This is a genomic window from Methylacidiphilum caldifontis, from assembly GCF_017310505.1.
GTDB classification, from domain to species: Bacteria; Verrucomicrobiota; Verrucomicrobiia; order Methylacidiphilales; family Methylacidiphilaceae; genus Methylacidiphilum; species Methylacidiphilum caldifontis.
On sequence record NZ_CP065957.1, the window covers coordinates 1,207,343 to 1,226,739 of the forward strand.

The window sequence follows — 19,397 nt, forward strand, 5'->3', positions numbered from 1 at the left end:
AAACCTCTACATTCATCGGTTTTTCTAAAAACGATCCCTTTTGATTATTTGATCCAAATAAATTGAGTAAATACTAACCTTTATCGTGATGCGTATTACCTCCTCTAATATGGGAGGGAGAATAAAGAGAAAAAATTTCCTAAATTTAGAAAATTTTTAACCCGTTTAGGTCTAAGCCTAAAAAGAGACTCCCCTCACTCTTTCCCTACAGAAAGAACACCTAGAGCTGCAATACTAGGTTTTTAAAATGTTCTCCTCGCTTTTCAAAATTGAGGTAAAGATGGTAGCTGGGAGCAGCAGGAGAAAAAAGACAGCTATAACCTTTAGGAGTATATCGGCTAGCCAAGAGAACCGCTTCCTCAAGATCTTTGGCAAAGAATATGTTTTTCTTTGTACATTTATCTTTTAACAAATAACCAATACGCCAACCGGTTTCAGGAAGAAGAATGAGATTTTCAATCATGGTCAGTTCGCAGAGCCTCGAACTGAAAGACTCAAGGGAAATTCCCCTATCTTGCCCTCCAATAATGAGTGAGCGGACAGAGGGAATGGCCTCAATCCCAGCAAGGGTCGCTTCAGGTACCGTAGATATCGAATCGTTGTAGTAAGCAACCCCTTTTACGGTCGCGACGTACTCGAGTCTATGCGGAAGCCCCTGAAAAGAATCCAAAGCTTCAGCTATGGCATTCGCAGGCATCCCAAGAAGCAAAGCCGCTGTGGCGGCAAACAGGGCATTCTTTTTATTATGCTTTCCAGGTATCTTTAGCCGGCTCAGATCGATCAGGTTATCCTCTTTGCCATCGAGCTGAACGGGTATACCAGGCATTTTTTCTTGTGAAAAGAGATAGTTCGTTAGATCTGGATTGTCTTGGTTATAGATGAAATAATCCCCTATAGACTGGAATCTTGCGATGTTGCTCTTGGCATGGGCATAAGCTTCAAAACTACCGTGATAGTTTAGATGTTCTTGATAAAGGTTTAACCAAAGAGCGATAGAAGGAGAATGCCTACAATACTCCAACTGGTAAGAGGAAAGCTCCAGTACCGCTATCGACTTTTCATCTGCAAAAGGAATAAGTCGAAAAGGAGGAATACCGATATTGCCTCCCATATAAACCTTGAATCCACCCTGTTTCAACAGGTGATAGATCAAAGAGCTTGTCGTGCTTTTGCCTTTAGAACCTGTTACACCGATAGTTTTTCCTGGCCAGAACCGAAGGAAGAGTTCTGTTTGTAACACGATTCGTTTCTTCAAAGAGGGATCAAAAGACAGATGCGCAGTTCGAATACCTGGACTTTTGACAATAAGCTCAAATTGATCAATCTGCTTGAGGAGCTGGTTTTCTTCAATTTTTTTTACCCAAGGATTGTTGATCGCATTCAACGCTTGGAGATCTCTGTCACAGACATAGAAAAGGGTTTCAGGCAGAGTTTTGAGCAGTAATTCTAGGGTCGCTTGGCCTTCCATCCCCAAGCCCCAAACAAGGGTCTTTTTCCCCAAAAAGAAATTGCGAATAGAGTCAATCATCGAAAAGAGCTTTTTTTATAACATTTTTTTGTAGAAGCGACAAAAATTTTTTTGGAAGGCTATGTTCAGTATTAACCAGGTCATAAGTTGCTTGGATAGCATTCCTAGTCATCAATAAATGAGGATATTGGCTAAAGAGTTTTTCAATCAAAACTGGGGGTTTTTTGCCAGTAGCTTTTGCTTTATGCCAGAGCAGACTTGCTGCAGCTAGGCTCTCTTCTTCCGTTCCCAAACATTCAAATGGTCTCTGTTCGGCTTTTCCACACAGGGACAAAAAAAGGGAAAAGAGGGATTGTTTTTCCAAGAGGTCGGATCCGAAAATTCCACTTATCTTTTGAGCTTCAACAAATGGTCTGAAAATTAAGAAACTAAATAAACATTTAGCACAATGACCACACCAACCTCCGCAATGTCTATTTTTATTACAACTTTGGAAAACAGACAATGCACCAGGAATTTCCGATATTAACCGGGCAATCTGAATTTCGCTTAAGGGTCTTAAAAGACTGAAATAACTAAAAGAAGGACAAAGAGAGTCGGCCAGGAATTTTTGGAAATCTCTTTCAAACTCGTAGGATTTAGAGTATTGATGATTTATGCTCTCAGAGGGGACTGTAGGATGATTAGCACTAGACTCCTGACTGGCTACATAATTTTTTATTTTGTAGAGGGCCATAAGCATCGTCCCCAAAAAAGCTAAAAGAGCCGAAAAAGGGGTATGCCCATTAAGAAAACCCTTTTTGTTAAGTTCGAGAAGAAGGCTATCGATCTGCCTTTCCACCACTATAACTTGATCAAGAGGATAAGAAAAATACCTGAGTGTATCCCATTGAGCTTTTATGGGATTCAATAAAAAACAGAGGTTATTTTCTTTTTCTTCTTTCATCCATTCCAAGGTCAAAAAGGAATCCTTACCGCCTCCGACCGGAATCAAATTACCTTGCAAAGAAAAAATTTCTACGGGCCTAAACTGTTTGGCTGAGTCGCATTCAATGTGCAAAATACCAGGATAGTCCCTCTCAATGCCGTTACGGAAAAAAAACTCTCCAAGTCCCTTCAAATAAAGTTTTTGCCACCATTTTATCTGTGATGCAGCAAGGGAGCCTGCCTGGATTAGAATTTCTGGAGAGCAGGTCGCTTTCCAGTAGCTGATGAGTTCAATCAGTCCAAGCTGAAAAAGGAAAGGATCTAGCCATTCAGCACTCCCTTTTTCTATTGGCCTTCCATATACCTTTAAGGAAGGGCGGAAAAAAAGAGCATTACGGCTATTCTTTCCAGTCCAAAATTCATATTCAATATAAAGGTGATCTAGCCTGTTCTCCCACGATACACGACTAAAAACAAACAGCGGATATAATTTCCTAAGCTGAAGAAAATCGGTTTTCCCGATCCCCGAAGAAACATAATCCATTTTTATCTTAAAATTTAATGGCTTTTAACCGAAGGCTTGGTTTGCCGCTTCAAGGACTTCCTTGCTTCCGATATCGAACCACAACCCTGATATTTCCCAGACATAGACGTCTTGCTTGGTATAAAGCCATTGGATAAACCGTCCAGGCTGATCCGTATTTTGCTGTTCCTTTAGATAAGTTTTGAAGGCAGTTAAGATCGTTTTGGGAAAAAAATAAAGGGCCATGGCAACCCATGTTGTTTGAGGATTTTCCGGTTTCTCCTCAAAATAAGTAAGCTTCCTGTTCTCATCAAAATTAACAACCCCGTATTTCGAAGCTAGCCTTTTATCTTTGAGGTTGTATATCCCCACAAGAGGTTTATTTTTTGTTTTTGCTTCATCCACAAAAGATAGAAGCGAAGAACTAAAGAGGTTATCGCTGGCAAGAACAAGCAAGTCATCCTCGATTTTCTTGGACTCTATGGCAAACTGGATATCTCCAATCGCTCCAAGCCGATTATGTTCTGTCGTTGAGCCATCATCTAGTATTTCAACAACAAGCTTTCTTGTCGATTTTCCTAGGTAGCGCTCTTTCCATTCAACAAAATGGGTATAAAACTTGTGATTGGTCACCACATAAATTTCATCTAGGCCAGGCAGTTCAAGGAGCTTATCTGTGATGTGGTTCATGATCGGTTGGCCAGCAACCGTTAAAAGGGCCTTGGGTTGGTTTAACGTAAGAGGATACAGTCTGGTTGCATAACCGGCAGAAAGCAGTAAAGCACGCATGTTTTCTCCGTAAAGTTTAAAATTGTCCCCGATCCTTGTCCTAGCTTTTGAAAAAGATGGGGGGTAAAAAAGATCGAGTGATCTCTTTTAATATTTCAAAAACTTCCTGAGCCGTCTTTGCTCTCCACAGTGGCTCAAGACTTCCTCTAATTTTGCTGACATCCAAGAATTGCACAGCTCTTTTGGTCCTCTGAATGAATACCGAACCCATGCTGAGTCTATCGATTCCTAAAGCAAGGAAAAAAGGTAAAAGGTAGATGTCGCTAGACATCTCCCCACATATACTAATAGGAATGTTTTTCTTTATCGCCGCGTCAGCTGCCATTCGAATCAAAAGGAGAACAGAAGGATGAAAAGGTTGATAAAGATACTCGACATTATTGTTCATTCGATCAACAGCTAGAGTATATTGAATGAGATCATTGCTGCCAATACTAAAAAAATCGACTATCTGGGCAAAGTGTTCTGCAATCAGACATGAAGAAGGAGTTTCAATCATGATCCCACACTGAGGCTCTCCAAAGGGAATGCCCTGGGTCGAGAGTTCCTCTTTTGCTTGCTCAATGATCTCTTTTGTGGCGAGCACCTCGGAGAGATCTGTGATCATGGGGAACATCACCGATACATTGCCCTCTACTGCCGCTCTTAAGATTGCCCTTAACTGCGTTTTAAACATCTCCTTTTCTTTCAAAGAAATCCGAATACCCCTTGCTCCTAGAACCGGATTTTCTTCCATCCATCTCCAGGGAAGATACGCAACCACTTTGTCTGCTCCCAAGTCCAGGGTTCTAATGATAACCGGGTTAGGCTTGGCATTGACCGCTGCATTTCTATAAAGTTGGTACTGCTCTTCCTCCGTAGGGGGACGATTGGATTTCAAGAAAAGGAACTCCGTCCGGTAAAGTCCAATCCCATCAGCCCCGCTTTTGAGCATAACCGGTATATCCTCTGGAAACTCGATATTGGCAGAAACATACACTTTTTGTCCATCTTGAGACTGTACTTTTTGAGAGAGGATTTCATGATCTTTTTTTTCGTAAAAGAAACAGGACAAAGCTTGCTTTTTCATCATTTCTATTTTTTCAGCTGAAGGGTTAACGATTAGAATTCCCTTTGAACCATCAACAAGAATTGTTTGCCCATTCGTTATGCTCTGCAAAAGATCCGGTACACCAACAATGGCGGGAATACCCTGGGACCTGGCTAAAATGACCGCATGAGAAGTTCTACTCCTATCTTCGGTAACAATACCTGCAACATGTCTGAGATCAAGAGATACCAGGTCAGAGAGCATCAGCAAATCGGCTATTAATATTCTAGGAGAATCAAGGATCGGAGTATATCCTTCTTCACCTTGAAGTTTTTTCAATACCCTTTTGGCTAGATCCCTGATTTCAATCGCTCTTTCCCTTAAGTATTCATCATCCCCGATCTTGTTCAGGCCAGCAATGAATGAACGGATGATATCCTGGTAAGCCGCTTCAACGCAAACAAGGTCCCGTTCCAATTTTTCTTTAACCGCCTGCAAAATCATTTCATCTTCAAGAGCCAGAATCTGCATATCAAAAAGGCTCTCTTCCACGGTCAATCCAAGGGAACTCAGTGAAGCTTTGGCTTTAAGAAGATCTTCTTTTGTTTGCAGAATGGCCTTTTCAAATCTTTCTAGTTCAGCACGAATTTCCGAAGGCAAAATCTTTTTTTGCCGGACGATTTCGTGCTCCAGTTGCAAGATCAAAGCAGAACCAATGGCAAAGCCTGGAGAAGCAGCAACTCCCTCCATGGCCTTTTCTTTAAGCTCCATCATATTTCGCCGTCTTTAAAAAACTAACTGGTCTTCTCCCCTTTTTTATGACTTATCCCTTCTTCAGGATTCTTCACCAAATTTGTTATTTACAAGGTTAACAAGCGCCTCTACGGCTTCCCGAGCATCCCTACCCGTAGCGGTTATTTTTAGTTTTGATCCTTTACTAGCAGCCAAAAGCATGATCCCCATGATGCTCTTTCCATTGACTTCTTCTCCATCTTTTTCTACCCTAATATCGGATTCATACCGGTTAGCAATCTTAACAAACATTGCTGCAGGCCTTGCATGAATCCCCAACTTGTTTTGAACAAGCACTTCGGATGCCACCGGAGAAAACTTTTCTTTTTGTTCCTCCGCACTTCGATCTTCTGCATTCATCTATAGTTTCCTACTGTTTTTGCCGGTTATTTTTAGCAATTTTTCGTTGAACTCAGCAGCAGCGTTGTATCCCATAGATCTTAATTTCTGATCTAATGCCGCCACTTCAACTAAAGTAGCCAAATCCCTTCCAGGCCGAATCGGGATAGTGACATGGGGAACTTTAATATTAAAAATCTCATAATAACTCTGATTTAAATTTACCCTTTCAATCTCATCCCCTTTTTCTACTTCCTTAAGCGTTGCAACCATGTCCAATTTTTTTTCAGGTCGAATGGCCCTTAATCCAAAAAGAGTAGTCACATCAATTATTCCTATTCCCCTCACCTCCATATGAAATCGACCCAAATCTGGAGCCCTACCCACCAACTCCCTTCCTTCCAGGCAATAAATCGTAGTAATATCATCAGCTACCAAAGAGTACCCCCTTTCGACTAGAGAAAGAACACATTCGCTTTTCCCGATCCCACTTGGTCCTTTGATAAGAACGCCTATGCCCTGAATATCCACCATGCTACCTTGTTCATTGGTCCGTGGCGCAAAATCCATTTCCAGGCATATAGTTACCGTATTGATTAACCTCATTGTATGGAGTTGTGAAACAAAAAGGGGAACTCCCAATAGTTCTGCCTGTTTAACGATAAAGGAAGGAGGCGTCATCCCCCGGGAAATAATCAGGCAAGGAATTTTCTTCATGAAAAGTTGTCTTACCCGTTGTTCAGACTCCTCGGTCGCAAGGCTTTTTAGATAGGACATCTCTCCCCACCCAATAATCTGAACTCTTTGTCTTGGGAAATATCGCAAATAACCTGACAGTTGTAAGCCTGGCCTGTTAATTGAACCTTCTCTGATCAGCCGATTAAAACCTTTTTTACCTGCGATCAGTTTCAGTTGAAGCAGTTCGCCATGTTGCTTGTAAAACTCTCCAATAGTTATTTTGGGAATAAACTTAGTCGATATACTATTGGATTGAACTTTCATCAAGAAGCTTGGCAAACTTTTCTTATAAGAAACAAAATTATCTTAAAAAATCATTATTTTAAACAATTCTCAAGAGCGGTTTTTATAAAAATTGCTTTTTGTTCCGTTTCCTCATATTCAGCATAGGGATCCGAATCAAAAGTAATGCCACTACCGACATGGAAACTAGCCCTTTGTCCTTCGATCTCTACAAGCCTTATGGCCATGGTAAAAGCCGCTTTTTCTGCCTTAAAATAACCGATCGCTCCAGAATAGTTTCTCCTGGGAAGGTTTTCGAGCTCCTTGATCAGTTCAATCGCTCTTTTTTTAGGCGTACCCGTGACTGATCCTCCAGGAAAATTAGCTAAAAAAGCATCTATACTGTCATAATGAGGAGAGATGATCCCCTCAATCTTGCTATGCATGTGATAAAGATGGGGATGCATGGTGACACGGCGCAGTTGAGAGACTTTAACCGATCCATAAACACAAACCTTACCAAAATCATTTCTTACAAGATCTGTAATCATTAAAAGTTCAGCTTTTTCTTTTTCACTTTTGATGAGATCAACCAAGTTTTTGCTATTGGCTGGATCTTTTCGGTTACAACGCGGCCTTGTCCCCTTTATAGGTTTGCTTATCAACTTCGTTCCCTCAATGCTTAAAAATAGTTCAGGACTTGCACAAACAAGTGTTTTAGGCCCATCGTCTATATAACAGATCCCTTCTAATCCTTCGCCTTCTTCAAGAAAAAAAACGAGCAAGGACAAAGGATCTCCCTGCCAAGGCAGTTCAATTTTTCTTGCTAGATTAATCACATAGATATCACCGGAGCTAATATAATCTTTTGCCCTTAAGACCATTGAAGCATACTCTTGTTTATCGGTATGGCTGATGAAAGAAAAGGGCACAGAAAATTTAGGCTGCGATTTTAGTTTTGTTCGCAGAAAACCTAACAGCTCTAACCTATCTTTAAAGAAAAGGAGTTGAGGATAGAACCCAAACCAGAAATTTCCTTCAAAATCGACATGACCAACAAGTCCAGAGTTTTTCTCCGCATTCTGTAGCTCCCCAAGGAAGGATTTAACCCCGCCCCAGTCAGTTGAGTTTCCATGAATAGAAAAAATTGGTTTTTGACCATAGTAAAAACCTTTGTACTTATTCCATGTTGGCACCACAACCATAGGGAAAAACCAGCTGGCCCCTGGGAATATTCGATAATCCTAGGTTATACCCAAGGAAAACCCGTGTAATTTTGATCATTCCTTTTTCAAGGGTTTTCAAAACTTAAGACGATCTGAAAAATCGTTTTGCCTTTTCAAAAAAGCTTTCCTGTTGAGGATGAGTCTTTTGATCGCAGGCCGCAGCAAAAGCCTCAAGCAGGGATCGTTGCGTCGGGCTAAGATGAGTCGGCACCTCAACATGAACTTTAACGAGCAGATCTCCTATGCCATGGCCATGGATATCGGCTATACCCTTGTGGCGGAGTCTAAAGATTTTTCCGCTTTGCGTCCCAGGAGGAATTTTAAGAATTTCATATCCAGTCAGAGTTGGAACCCGAATTTCTCCTCCTAAAGCAGCCTGGGCAAAACTTATCGGCAACTCGCATTGGATGTCGTTGCCCTGGCGGGTGAAAATTTCATGAGGCATGACATGGATAACGACATAAAGATCACCCGGAGGGGCTCCAGCCACTCCTGATTCTCCATGACCCGATAACCTCAAGCGATAACCTTCATCTATTCCAGGTGGAATCTTGACTTTGAGTTGTGCATTTTGCTTGATTCTTCCTTCCCCATGGCAACGCGTACAAGGTTTCTCAATAACTACCCCACTGCCGTGACACCGGGGACAGGTTTGCGCAAGGGTAAAAAATCCCTTGGTAGATCTGATTTGACCTGTTCCTGAACAAGCTGGACAACTCATCATCCCCGAACCCGGAGCATACCCTTTGCCCTCACAAGAAGGACAACTATCGAGCTTGGTAAAAGTAATTTCTTTTTCGCATCCCAAGGCAGCCTCTTCAAAGGTTATTTTCAAATCACACCTTAGATCCGCCCCCCTTTGCTGCCTGCCTCTTTTACCTACACCCACTCCAAAAGCTTCTTCAAAGAGACTGCCAAAAAGACTCTCTCCAAAAAATGTTCCTGAACCAAAAACCTCCTTGAAAATCTCAAAAGGATCGTGAAATCCCGAATATCCCGCTGCTGCTCTCTGATCAAATGCAGCATGACCATATTGGTCGTAAGCAGCCCTTTTATCCGGATCGCTCAATACCTCATAGGCTTCCCCTATGTCCTTAAACATTTCCTCGGCCTGTTTATCCCCCGGATTTTTATCCGGATGATATTTCAGGGCTAATTTCCGATAAGCTTTCTTTATTTCTTCCGCCGACGCTGTTCTGTCGACGCCCAATAGCTCATAGTAATCTTTCTTAATCCTTGCCATGCTCTCCTATTCTTGATTTTCAAATATCTTTACATGAAAAAAGTCTAAAAAATATATCTCTTAGTCGATATCCAGGAAAATTTATACTGTCTTATCCTCTTCTGTTTCTTCTAAAGGAAGATCATTTTTGACCGCAGATTCCGGTTTTTTTGCGACGTATACGGTTGCCGCCCTTAACAGCCTTCCTTTATACATATAGCCTTTTCTCAGTTGAGTTGCAACAGAACCTTCCTCAACCTTGTCCGTTTCAACAAACCCAAGGGACTCATGAAAATTGGGATCAAAAGGCTTTCCCAAAGCTTCAATCGGTTCTAAACCCTCTTCCTTCAAAATTTGTACAAGTTGAGACAAAACCATCTGAACCCCCGTAATCACGGATTGGACATCTGTCGCCTTCTGAGAAGAATGAATGCCGATCTCAAAGTTATCGATGACAGGTAAAAGGGCCTCCAATATTTTTGTGTTAGCCAGCTTGATGGCCTCTTCTTTTTCTTTAGCCATTCTTTTTCTTGCATTATCCCAGTCAGCAAGTGTTCTCAGTAACTTATCTTGCAGTTCATCGGTAAGCTGAGCTTTTTTCTGGAGCTGAGATAAAAGGCTAGAACTCACCACCTCAAAAGCAGCCATCTTCCCATTAAAACTCTTATTTGACTGCTCCATAGCCTTTTGTTCTTCATTCTTTGACTCGATCATAAAATTTCCTCCCTCTATTCAGCTATTTTTTGACCAGAGCTAAGAGCGTGACATCGTCAAAAGGAAAACAATCTTTACAAAACAAGCTCAGTCGATCAATCATCTCATTCAAAACGTACTCGGGATCTTTACCTGATAATTCCTGCACGATGTTTTCTACCCTTTGCCTGCCAAAAAAGACCCCCTCATTGTTTACAGCTTCGATTAGCCCATCAGTAAATAAAAGTAAAAAATCCCCTTTCTCTAATTTCAATTCATATTCTTTAACCATTTTGTTGAATAATCGTCCTTCGTCAATGCCCAAACATATCCCTGGAAATTCAATCTTCTCTATTTTTCCGTTGTGGCAAAAAATAGGCAACTCATGACCTGCCCTTGCAAAAGTAACCGTGCTTCTCTTTTCGTCAACCACCATGTAAATCAACGAAATAATGGTCCGTCCACAAATTTCAGGGTAGAGCAGCTCATTAAGCCTGCATAAAATGTCAAGTGGAGAGCGCCAGTGTTGGGTTAGACTCCGAATGGCTATCCGGCACATGGCGCTTATAAAAAAGGAAGCCAACCCTTTCGTAGCCACGTCACTTAAAACAAAGGCTTGGCAATTGTCATCTATCCTCATTGAATCGTAGAAATCTCCGCTAAAGCGCGAACAGGGAAGCGATTTTGCAGAAATCTGAAAACCAGCCAAGGAGTTCTCTATCTTAGGGAAGCATCCTTTCTGAAACTCTCCAAGAAGTCTTAAGGTTTCCTCCTTTAATTCCTGCTTAAAGATTCTAAAATAATAATCCGTTTCGAGAAAAAAAAGGGTCTGGTTTGCCAACATTTTTTCTAATTTCCTCAACAGCTGCTGATCCATTTCTTTCTCGAATTCTGCAAAAAGAGAACCCATTTTTTCCCCGTTTTTTTCAAGGATCACAAGAAGCGAATCCTTCACAGTTGTTTTTGCAGGATCTGCACGCAGTCTTTCATCCCATTTTTCTCTAGTAATATTTCCTAATTGCAAAACCGGCTCCAATGAACCTTTGCTCGAAGGCTTTTCCTGGAGAAAAACTATTCCTTTGGTAGGAATCCATTTGGTCACCAGTTCAAAAAGGCTCTGGACATTATCCAAAAGGGTTTTTTTTATAGAAAAATTCTCTAAGTAATCAATAAAAAGCTGGTTATGCTCTTCTGCCTTTTTCAAACGCAAACGCAGTGATCTTCCTATTGCAGTGGCATAAATACAAGAGCCTATTAAAGCTGCAAAAAGGAGAAAAAGGGTAAAATTAATGACGACCGTCATTAGGGGAAGAATGTCTAATCTCCTCTTTTAAATAATCGACAAGGTCTTGAAATTTCGCTTTATTTCGCGGATCAAGATCAATTAAAAGTTCGTGGGCTTCTAGCATGATCAGGGATGTGTCCCCTTTTCTCAAAGCCTGTCTATCTAAGGGAGCAAGATGATCGAGATATTGAGAAACATCCCACTGCTCAGAAATATCGAAAATCTTATCTAAACCCAGTGTTGAAATTGATTCTTGGTTTTTTTTGCTCACGTTGACCACTTTCAACTCACCATTGATTGAATTAAACTTAATTTGAATAGCCGCTAGTGTGCCTAAAAAAGTACTATCCATGTATGTACATTCCTGCAGATCAACGATAAGTCGCCGTATGCCGCTACTCAATAATTGATTGTAAAATAATCTTAATGAGCTAGATTTATCAAAAGATCCCCAGCCCACAACTTTAAGATAACCCCCATCTTTGGTGAGAGCATAATAAAGGGAACCATTTCCAACATGAGGAATCATATTCAAATTAAAAGACAAAAATATAAAAGTTTCTTATTTTTAATATAAATTAAATTCAGTATCATTCATAACGAACTTATGCAATATCCTTTTGTTTTTTCTTTTTTCTCTTCTTGTTATAAACTAGATTTTTTCGGTTCTAGTCAAACAATTTAAAAAAATGTTGGACCCTTTCCTTCTTTTTCACAGCTGTTTGGTTCACGGGTAAATATGGGTTTGCTTTCTGAAACATCTAGGATTGTCATTCTTGGTTCAGGAACCTCACAAGGTGTTCCTATGATTGGTTGTGGTTGTGCTACTTGTCGGTCTACTGATCCGCGTGATAAACGAACCCGTTGTTCACTTTACATTAGCAGTGGCAACACCTCCATACTTATAGACAGCCCTCCTGAACTGCGTTTGCAATGTCTCAGAGAAAACATAAATCATCTAAGCGCTATCTTGTTTACTCATTCGCATGCCGATCACATCATGGGATTTGATGACCTGAGAAGGTTTTGTGACCTCTGTGGCACAAGGCTGCCTATTTATGGTTCGGAAGAAGTCCTTTCCACTTTAAAAAGGATCTTTCCCTATGCTTTTGATCCAGCCTCAGAAAAAAACGGCTACCTCAAGGTCACTCCCCATGTCATAGAAAATCCTTTTGAAATTGGACCCTTTACGATTAGCGCCTTTCCTTTGGTTCACGGAAAAACAACCACTCTCGGTTATCTCTTCGAGTTGAATGGACAAAAAATCCTCGCCTACCTGGTTGATTGTAAAACCGTTCCTCGAACAACGATCGAAAGATTATCTGCAGTCCAATTTCTGATCATCGATGCCTTGAGAGATGACCCTCATCCCACGCATCTGAGCACTGCCGAAGCGATCGAGATTGCCCGGCGCATAGGGGCAAAAAAAACTTTCTTTACCCATCTTACCCATCATAAATCTCATAAAGAAAGGCAATCTAGCCTACCCAAAGACATTTATGTGGCTTACGATGGACTTGAAATTAGCTTTTAAAATGTTTTTAAATTTTACTTAAACCTTTTCTAGTTTGCAAAAAGGACAATAAAACAGCAGCCTTCTTTTTATGTTTATAGAAACTCATGCTCATTTGGATTTTCCCCAATTTTCTAAAGACCTAGAAGAGGTGGTCAAGCGTGCCATCGATTCGGGTATCGACAAAATAATCACTATCGGTACAAACCTCAAAAGTTCAAGAAAGGCCATTAGTATTGCCGAGCGCATTCCGGAGGTCTGGGCGGCAGTAGGAATTCATCCTTTAGAAGCTCACGAAACCCCAAAGGGTTTTGAAAAAGAGCTTGGGGAGCTGCTCGATCAGCCCAAAATTGTAGCCTTAGGTGAAATGGGGCTGGACTTTCATAAATTTGATCCTTCCCTAACCGCCGATGTAATCGAAGAAAGGAAAAAAATTCAAAGGGAGATTTTTCAACTCCAACTTGCGCTAGCCGACCAAGCCCATCTTAACGTGATTATCCACCAAAGAGAAGCTTTTGAAGAAACTCTCTCTCTACTGGCTCCATACAAGGGAAAGATTAAAGCGGTATTCCACTGCTTTGTAGGTTCAATAGAGGATGCAAAAAGACTGTTTGACCAAGGTCATTTTGTCTCTTTTACCGGTATTGTGACATTTCCCAACGCAAAGGATGTAAGAGAAACTCTCAAAGCGACTCCTTTGGATAAATTTATGCTTGAAACGGATTGTCCTTTTCTTGCTCCTGTCCCTTTTCGAGGGAAAAGAGCTGAACCCTCCCATGTCCGAAGGATTGCGGAGGAAGTTGCAAAAATCAAAGCGATTTCCCTTGAAGAGGTTGCTCAGTGCACTTCTCTGACAGCCAACTCATTTTTTTCTTTTCAAAGATAAACAGAAACTCAAGATTATTCCAAGACACCACAAACCAAAGATTGTTATGAATAAAGATAAAGATATGTCCTCCGGTCTTGTAGAAGAAGAAACAAAGAAGCCAAAAAGCTCAAAACAAAGTCTGCATAGGGCTTACTCCTCAGCGATTTTCGATGGCATTGTCCGTTCTCCCAACCGGTCGATGCTTTATCCTTTAGGCTTTTCTTCAAACGACTTATCACAAAAAGATCTTATCGGAGTGGCATCGACTTGGAGTCAGGTTACCCCTTGCAACATGCATATCGATAAGCTTGCCCGGGAAGCAGCTTTGGGAACTTCCGAAGCTGGAGGAAAAGCCCTCATATTCAATACGATCACCATTTCAGACGGGATATCGATGGGCACAGCGGGCATGAAATATTCCCTTGTGTCCAGGGAAGTCATTGCCGATTCCATTGAAACGGTGGTTTGTTGTGAAGGCATGGATGGACTTGTGGCCCTGGGAGGGTGTGACAAAAACATGCCAGGTTGCCTGATCGCTATAGCCAGGTTAAATAGGCCTGCCGTATTCGTTTATGGAGGAACAATTTTACCGGGTTGTTATGGAGGGCAAAATCTTGATATCGTTTCAGTTTTCGAAGCGGTTGGAGCCTATTCAGGGGGAAAGATTTCCCAAGAAGAACTCTTAGCTATTGAACAGCATGCCATACCTGGACCTGGATCCTGTGGAGGCATGTATACAGCGAACACCATGGCTTGTGCCATTGAGGCCCTTGGGATGTCGCTTCCTAATAGCTCTACTCATCCTGCAGTTTCAATCGATAAAAGCGAAGATGCACGCTCTGCAGGCAAAGCCGTACTTAATCTTATCGAGCTTGGTATAAGACCTAGAGATATCCTAACTAAAAAGGCTTTTGAAAATGCCATCACTGTAGTTATCGCTTTGGGAGGCTCGACCAATGCTATCCTTCATCTTCTTGCTATTGCTCATGCAGCAGAAGTTGATCTCAACCTTGATGACTTCGATCGCATCGGGAAAAATGTTCCTGTTTTGGCCGATCTTAAACCGTCTGGGAAATATTCCGTTGCTGATCTTTCCCAAATTGGAGGGTTGGCTCCACTGATGAAACGGTTGCTCAATTATGGACTTCTGCATGGAGATTGTCTTACTGTTACCGGTAAGAGCTTGGAACAAAATCTTGCCCATGTTCCCGATTATCCTCCTTCTCAAACCCTTATACGACCCTTTTCTGATCCGATTAAAAAAGACAGCCATCTTGTTATTCTTTACGGGAACCTTGCTCCAAATGGAGCCGTAGCAAAGATAACCGGTAAGGAGGGCAAAAAGTTTAGCGGTATAGCCCGCCCTTTTGATTCCGAAGAAAAGGCTCTAGAAAAAATTCTCGATGGAACCATTAAGGCAGGAGATGTCGTTGTCATTCGCTACGAAGGGCCCAAAGGTGGACCTGGCATGCGTGAAATGCTTGCACCCACTTCAGCGATCATGGGCAAAGGGCTAGGCAAAGATGTCGCTCTTATTACCGATGGTCGGTTTTCTGGAGGCACACATGGTTTTGTTGTCGGTCATGTTTGCCCTGAAGCTGCAGTTGGGGGACCTATAGCTGTGGTAGAAGATGGGGATCGAATCACTATTGATGCTGAAAAAAAAGAAATTACTCTCCATGTCAGTCCAACTGTCATTCAAAGTCGACTCTCTCAATGGACAGCTCCTCCCCTCCATGTTAAAGGGGTATTGTACAAGTTTGCAAAAACGGTAAGCCAGGCTAATCTTGGAGCGGTGACTGACCTGTTCTAAAGAATTTTAAAAAAAATTCCTTTTTTACCCCTACCCGTCGGGTCATTTTTCTTTAAGTGAAAGATTGCTCGAAAAAGGGAGTTATTGTTATAGGAGGCGGACTAGCAGGTTCGGAGGCCGCTTGGCAGATAGCTCAAAGAGGAGTCCCTGTTTTTCTTTATGAAATGCGACCTTTCGAAACCACTGGAGCGCATTCTACCGATCATCTTGCTGAAATAGTCTGCAGCAATTCCTTGGGTTCGAACCTACTGAGCAATGCTTCAGGATTGCTCCTTCAAGAACTGCGGATATTAAATTCTCTTCTTGTTAGAATTGCAGACAGCTGTGCTTTGCCAGCAGGAAAAGCTCTTGCCGTAGATAGAGAAAAGTTTTCTCTAACCGTAACTCAACATATCTTAAAACATCCTTTAATCACCCTTATAAGAAAAGAAGTTGTTGATCTGCCCACTGGCACGGTTTGTATAATTGCAACAGGTCCTTTAACAAGCCCACGCTTTGCAGAGAAATTGCAACAACTCATCCAATCTCCTTTCCTCTATTTTTATGATGCCCTTTGTCCCCTTATCGATGCTCATTCCATTGACTTCAATTATACGTTCAAGGCTTCGCGCTACTCTGATTCCAACAGCTCAGCCGACTACATCAATTGCCCCTTAACTCAAGACCAATATATAGAGTTGAGTCAAGAACTGGCCCAAGGGGAAAGAGTAAAACTCCATGACTTTGAAAAAGAAATTTTTTTTGAAGGTTGTCTGCCCATCGAAATTATGGCTAAAAGAGGGCTTCATACTTTAAGGTTCGGTCCCCTGCGCCCTACCGGATTAATGGATCCAAGAACTAAAAAAAGACCCTATGCCGTGGTCCAGCTCCGGCAAGATAATATAGCGGCTTCCCTCTACAATATGGTTGGATTTCAAACCAACCTTACTTTTAAAGAACAGGACCGGATCTTTAGGATTATCCCCGCATTGCAAAAAGCTGAATTTGTCCGGTATGGGCAGCTTCATCGAAACACTTTCATAAACAGTCCCAAAGTCCTTTTCCCTACCCTTCAATTTAAGATACTGCCCCTTCTTTTTTTTGCGGGCCAACTGGCAGGTTTTGAAGGCTATGCAGGAAATATAGCCAGTGGACTCGTTGCGGGTATCAATGGGGCAAGAATTTTTCAAGGTCAAGAACCCCTTGTTTTTCCAAGACAAACCATGATCGGAGAACTTGTCTGGTACATGACCCATGCAGATCCAGAGTATTTCCAGCCTATGAAAGCCAATTTTGGCTTGTTTAACGTTTCTTTGGAAGACAACCTACCCCAAGATAAAATATCCCGAACTCTTGCTTTAAGTCAGAGAAGTTTAAAAAAAATAGAAGCTTTGGCCAGGCAAATTAATGAAGGGTATTCTTGATTCTGGCAGATGGTCAAAAAGGATTTTAATTAAAAAAAATCCCCTCACTGCCGTGTGAATGAGACCTTTCATTCCTTTATGGACATAAAGGACGCGCTCCGAAAGTTCGCCTTCCAGTTAAGGCCTGGCGTCCTATCAAGAGCGTTAAGGCCCTATCAGTATTAACATCGAAGGAAAGGCAAACATTCCAATCACGTGCAGTGAAGGGAAATCCATAAAATTCAAAAACCTTTTTATTATTCCCTAAAACTACAGCCAATCCTTTTTTTTAGCTCTTCCTTTATGTTTACTATTATAATATTTATTTCGTCATCTGTCAAAGTGCGATCAGGTGCTCGAAATGTCAAAGCATAGGTCATAGACTTCTTGGTTTGAGCTATGCGGCTGCCTTGCAAATCTTCGAAAATATCAAACAGCTCTACAGTTTCCAAAAAAGGAACCCTTTGCTCACCAATCGCTTTAAGAATTTCTTCATGCACAATTTCCTTATCCACAATGATAGCGATATCCCTTCGAATAGAGGGTTGAGTAGGTAGAGGTCTATAGAGGGGGATTTCATCTTTTCTTTTCTTCCATTCTTCAAGAGAATACTCGGCGTAAAAACAGGGTAAGGGGAGATCTAATCCTCGAATAAAATCAATATTAATTTCTTTTAAATACCGACGATCTTCTTTGAAAAACCCTTTTTTGTCTTCAAGATAATCGATAATCTGCTTTAAGTCATAAAAATCTACTTTTCTTCGACCCTCCATCCAATGGAGCGAACCCATTTCTCCAGCAACAAGTATGCCTAAGCTCAGCTCTTCATGAACCACCCCTTCAATGTTAAAAAAAAGATTGCCTACTTCAAAAATCTTTATTTCTTTATTGCCCCGTCTCCAATTCGTATTGGCCACACTCAACAAAGAATCGAGGAAAGAACACCGCAGCTTTGCATAATGGATGGAAGAGGGATTGGATAAAGAAAGCTTGGCTGTTTGCTCATCATCGCTTACTAAGGGAATGGTTATACATTCGTGGTATCCCTTTGAAGCAAGAACCTGCTTAAGACTAAGAACCTTATCCCACTCTTTTTCTGCCTGGGAAGGCAAAGCAAAACCTGAGGGAATCCTTGAAGGAAAATCTGAAAATCCTTTGAGTCTAACCAGTTCCTCAATAAGATCTTCTTCAATTTCAAGGTCCTGACGAAACGAAGGGATCTCCCACCAAAACATCTCCTCGGTCTTTGCTTTTAAGGTTAATCCCAAAGATCTGAGTTTATCTTCCACTTCTTCTTCAGGCCAATAACAAACGGTAAATTCCTGGAGCTTTTTTTTCCGTAGCTTTATACCCTTTTTTTCCAGGGGAAGAGTCCCCGACTGCACATAGTCAATAAGGCTTGCCCCCGTAAGTCTTTTAAGTAGCTCAACCGCTCGGTTCCTCGCAGGTATAACGATCTGGGGATCTACTTTTCTTGAGAACCGAAAGGACGATTCGCTCACAACTCCAAGCCGAGTTGAACTTTGTTGAATAGAAAGAGGATCAAACCAAGCCGATTCAAGAAGTACAGAAGTTGTCGAATCAGTAATGGCCGAGCCAGCTCCTCCCAAAACGCCCGCCAAGGCTTCCACTCGATTGGGACTCGATATCACGAGGTCCGATTCGTTTAACTCATATTGCCCTCCATCCAATCCCACAAAAATTTCTCCTAGCCGACCATCTCTGACATGAATGTCAAAAGAACCAAACCGGTCGGCATCAAAGGCATGAAGAGGTTCACCCGTTTCAAGAAGAACATAATTGGTAATGTCTACGACAACATTGATCGGCCTGAACCCGCTCGCTTTCAGTCTTGAAGCAAGCCAATGGGGAGAGGGACCCACATGGACATTCTCAAGCAAACAACCCGAATAAAAAGGACATTTTTTTTCATTTTCAATAGTTAGCCGGCCAAAACCCCGAGCAGGGATCTCAAAAGGTTGATGAGTCAAAAAGCTTAGAGCTTTAAGTTTTCCCGATCCTAAGGCAGCAAGTTCCCGAGCAATGCCAATATAACTAAGAAGATCGGACCGATTCGGGGTAATTTCAAGATCAAGAATGTGATCCTTAGGAAAAATCGAAGAAAGAGCAGAGCCTACAACCGCATCTTTCGATAAAATCATTATCCCTTCTGAAGCGTCGGAAAGTCCAAGTTCCTTTTCAGAACAAAGCATCCCATATGAACGTTCTCCACGAATTTTTCTCTCACCAATCTGTATGCCCCCAGGAAGCACCGCGCCAGGCAAAGCTAGCGCCACCTTATCACCCCTATCAAAGTTCTTAGCCCCACAAACCACCTTTAATGTTTCTGTCCCTGTAAAAACCTGGCACAATCTTAACCTGTCCGCGTTGGGATGGATTTCCCAACTGACAATCTCCCCAACAATAATATTTTGTTCAGTTATCCCAACCTCCTTGATTTCCTCAACTTCCACCCCCCCCATGGTCAACTTTTCAACAATGGCAGAAAGCGGTTGCTCCAACTCTATGTAATCCTTAAGCCAGTTAATGGATATTTTCATCGGTTT

16 protein-coding genes are annotated in these 19,397 nt (G+C 41.7%); 4 read left to right on the forward strand and 12 right to left on the reverse strand.

Features of this window, described 5'->3' with window-relative positions; translation table 11 throughout:
- Positions 1-220: 220 nt before the first annotated feature.
- From murD to IT6_RS05685, 11 genes are all read right to left on the reverse strand, one after another.
- The gene (gene murD / locus IT6_RS05635) at positions 221-1,528 is read right to left on the reverse strand and encodes a UDP-N-acetylmuramoyl-L-alanine--D-glutamate ligase (protein WP_206825487.1); all 1,308 of its coding nucleotides are present in this window, start codon (positions 1,526-1,528) and stop codon (positions 221-223) included.
- The gene (locus tag IT6_RS05640; RefSeq protein ID WP_242524106.1) at positions 1,521-2,939 is read right to left on the reverse strand and encodes a hypothetical protein; all 1,419 of its coding nucleotides are present in this window, start codon (positions 2,937-2,939) and stop codon (positions 1,521-1,523) included. Before IT6_RS05640 ends, murD begins: the two co-directional genes overlap by 8 nt.
- 24 nt (positions 2,940-2,963) lie before the next feature.
- Entirely contained in the window at positions 2,964-3,707 is a 744-nt protein-coding gene (locus IT6_RS05645; RefSeq protein WP_206825488.1) for a nucleotidyltransferase family protein, read from the reverse strand.
- Between the two features lie 40 nt (positions 3,708-3,747).
- Complete coding sequence (ptsP, locus tag IT6_RS05650; RefSeq protein ID WP_134439876.1) at positions 3,748-5,511, reverse strand: phosphoenolpyruvate--protein phosphotransferase; 1,764 nt, start codon at positions 5,509-5,511, stop codon at positions 3,748-3,750.
- Between the two features lie 60 nt (positions 5,512-5,571).
- Complete coding sequence (locus tag IT6_RS05655; protein WP_134439874.1) at positions 5,572-5,889, reverse strand: HPr family phosphocarrier protein; 318 nt, start codon at positions 5,887-5,889, stop codon at positions 5,572-5,574.
- On the reverse strand, positions 5,890-6,870 hold the full coding sequence (gene hprK, locus IT6_RS05660) for an HPr(Ser) kinase/phosphatase (protein WP_134439872.1): 981 nt from the start codon (positions 6,868-6,870) through the stop codon (positions 5,890-5,892).
- Between the two features lie 53 nt (positions 6,871-6,923).
- Entirely contained in the window at positions 6,924-8,033 is a 1,110-nt protein-coding gene (locus tag IT6_RS05665) for a chorismate-binding protein (protein ID WP_134439870.1), read from the reverse strand.
- A gap of 103 nt (positions 8,034-8,136) precedes the next feature.
- Complete coding sequence (gene dnaJ, locus IT6_RS05670) at positions 8,137-9,297, reverse strand: molecular chaperone DnaJ (RefSeq protein ID WP_206825489.1); 1,161 nt, start codon at positions 9,295-9,297, stop codon at positions 8,137-8,139.
- Positions 9,298-9,378: 81 nt separating this feature from the next.
- Positions 9,379-9,990, reverse strand: a complete 612-nt coding sequence (locus IT6_RS05675) for a nucleotide exchange factor GrpE (protein WP_206825490.1) — start codon at positions 9,988-9,990, stop codon at positions 9,379-9,381.
- A 22-nt stretch (positions 9,991-10,012) separates the two neighbouring features.
- Positions 10,013-11,272: a PP2C family protein-serine/threonine phosphatase gene (locus tag IT6_RS05680; protein ID WP_134439866.1), complete on the reverse strand. Its 1,260-nt coding sequence runs from the start codon at positions 11,270-11,272 to the stop codon at positions 10,013-10,015.
- Entirely contained in the window at positions 11,256-11,783 is a 528-nt protein-coding gene (locus IT6_RS05685) for an STAS domain-containing protein (RefSeq protein ID WP_206825492.1), read from the reverse strand. The genes IT6_RS05680 and IT6_RS05685 overlap by 17 nt, the downstream gene beginning before the upstream one ends.
- A gap of 210 nt (positions 11,784-11,993) precedes the next feature.
- Between IT6_RS05685 and IT6_RS05690 the strand changes: the two genes are divergently transcribed.
- The 4 genes from IT6_RS05690 (at position 11,994) to trmFO (ending at position 16,851) form a co-directional block, all read left to right on the forward strand.
- Positions 11,994-12,788, forward strand: coding sequence for an MBL fold metallo-hydrolase (locus IT6_RS05690; protein WP_206825494.1), 795 nt, complete (start codon positions 11,994-11,996; stop codon positions 12,786-12,788).
- Between the two features lie 70 nt (positions 12,789-12,858).
- Positions 12,859-13,653, forward strand: coding sequence for a TatD family hydrolase (locus IT6_RS05695; protein ID WP_206825495.1), 795 nt, complete (start codon positions 12,859-12,861; stop codon positions 13,651-13,653).
- A gap of 46 nt (positions 13,654-13,699) precedes the next feature.
- On the forward strand, positions 13,700-15,448 hold the full coding sequence (gene ilvD / locus IT6_RS05700) for a dihydroxy-acid dehydratase (RefSeq protein ID WP_242524107.1): 1,749 nt from the start codon (positions 13,700-13,702) through the stop codon (positions 15,446-15,448).
- Between the two features lie 56 nt (positions 15,449-15,504).
- Positions 15,505-16,851, forward strand: coding sequence for a methylenetetrahydrofolate--tRNA-(uracil(54)-C(5))-methyltransferase (FADH(2)-oxidizing) TrmFO (gene trmFO, locus IT6_RS05705; protein ID WP_206825496.1), 1,347 nt, complete (start codon positions 15,505-15,507; stop codon positions 16,849-16,851).
- Positions 16,852-17,087: 236 nt separating this feature from the next.
- Here the strand turns inward: trmFO and pheT are convergent, their stop codons facing one another.
- Entirely contained in the window at positions 17,088-19,391 is a 2,304-nt protein-coding gene (gene pheT, locus IT6_RS05710; protein WP_206825497.1) for a phenylalanine--tRNA ligase subunit beta, read from the reverse strand.
- Between the last annotated feature and the right edge of the window lie 6 nt (positions 19,392-19,397).

Coding starts and splice junctions, on each gene's coding strand:
- IT6_RS05695 (WP_206825495.1), top strand. CDS start 12,859: ATGTTTATAGAAACTCATGCTCATTTGGATTTTCCCCAATTTTCTAAA.
- ptsP (WP_134439876.1), bottom strand. CDS start 5,511: ATGATGGAGCTTAAAGAAAAGGCCATGGAGGGAGTTGCTGCTTCTCCA.
- IT6_RS05680 (WP_134439866.1), bottom strand. CDS start 11,272: ATGACGGTCGTCATTAATTTTACCCTTTTTCTCCTTTTTGCAGCTTTA.
- murD (WP_206825487.1), bottom strand. CDS start 1,528: ATGATTGACTCTATTCGCAATTTCTTTTTGGGGAAAAAGACCCTTGTT.
- dnaJ (WP_206825489.1), bottom strand. CDS start 9,297: ATGGCAAGGATTAAGAAAGATTACTATGAGCTATTGGGCGTCGACAGA.
- IT6_RS05675 (WP_206825490.1), bottom strand. CDS start 9,990: ATGATCGAGTCAAAGAATGAAGAACAAAAGGCTATGGAGCAGTCAAAT.
- ilvD (WP_242524107.1), top strand. CDS start 13,700: ATGAATAAAGATAAAGATATGTCCTCCGGTCTTGTAGAAGAAGAAACA.
- IT6_RS05665 (WP_134439870.1), bottom strand. CDS start 8,033: ATGGTTGTGGTGCCAACATGGAATAAGTACAAAGGTTTTTACTATGGT.
- IT6_RS05685 (WP_206825492.1), bottom strand. CDS start 11,783: ATGATTCCTCATGTTGGAAATGGTTCCCTTTATTATGCTCTCACCAAA.
- hprK (WP_134439872.1), bottom strand. CDS start 6,870: ATGAAAGTTCAATCCAATAGTATATCGACTAAGTTTATTCCCAAAATA.
- IT6_RS05655 (WP_134439874.1), bottom strand. CDS start 5,889: ATGAATGCAGAAGATCGAAGTGCGGAGGAACAAAAAGAAAAGTTTTCT.
- IT6_RS05690 (WP_206825494.1), top strand. CDS start 11,994: ATGGGTTTGCTTTCTGAAACATCTAGGATTGTCATTCTTGGTTCAGGA.
- pheT (WP_206825497.1), bottom strand. CDS start 19,391: ATGAAAATATCCATTAACTGGCTTAAGGATTACATAGAGTTGGAGCAA.
- IT6_RS05640 (WP_242524106.1), bottom strand. CDS start 2,939: ATGGATTATGTTTCTTCGGGGATCGGGAAAACCGATTTTCTTCAGCTT.
- IT6_RS05645 (WP_206825488.1), bottom strand. CDS start 3,707: ATGCGTGCTTTACTGCTTTCTGCCGGTTATGCAACCAGACTGTATCCT.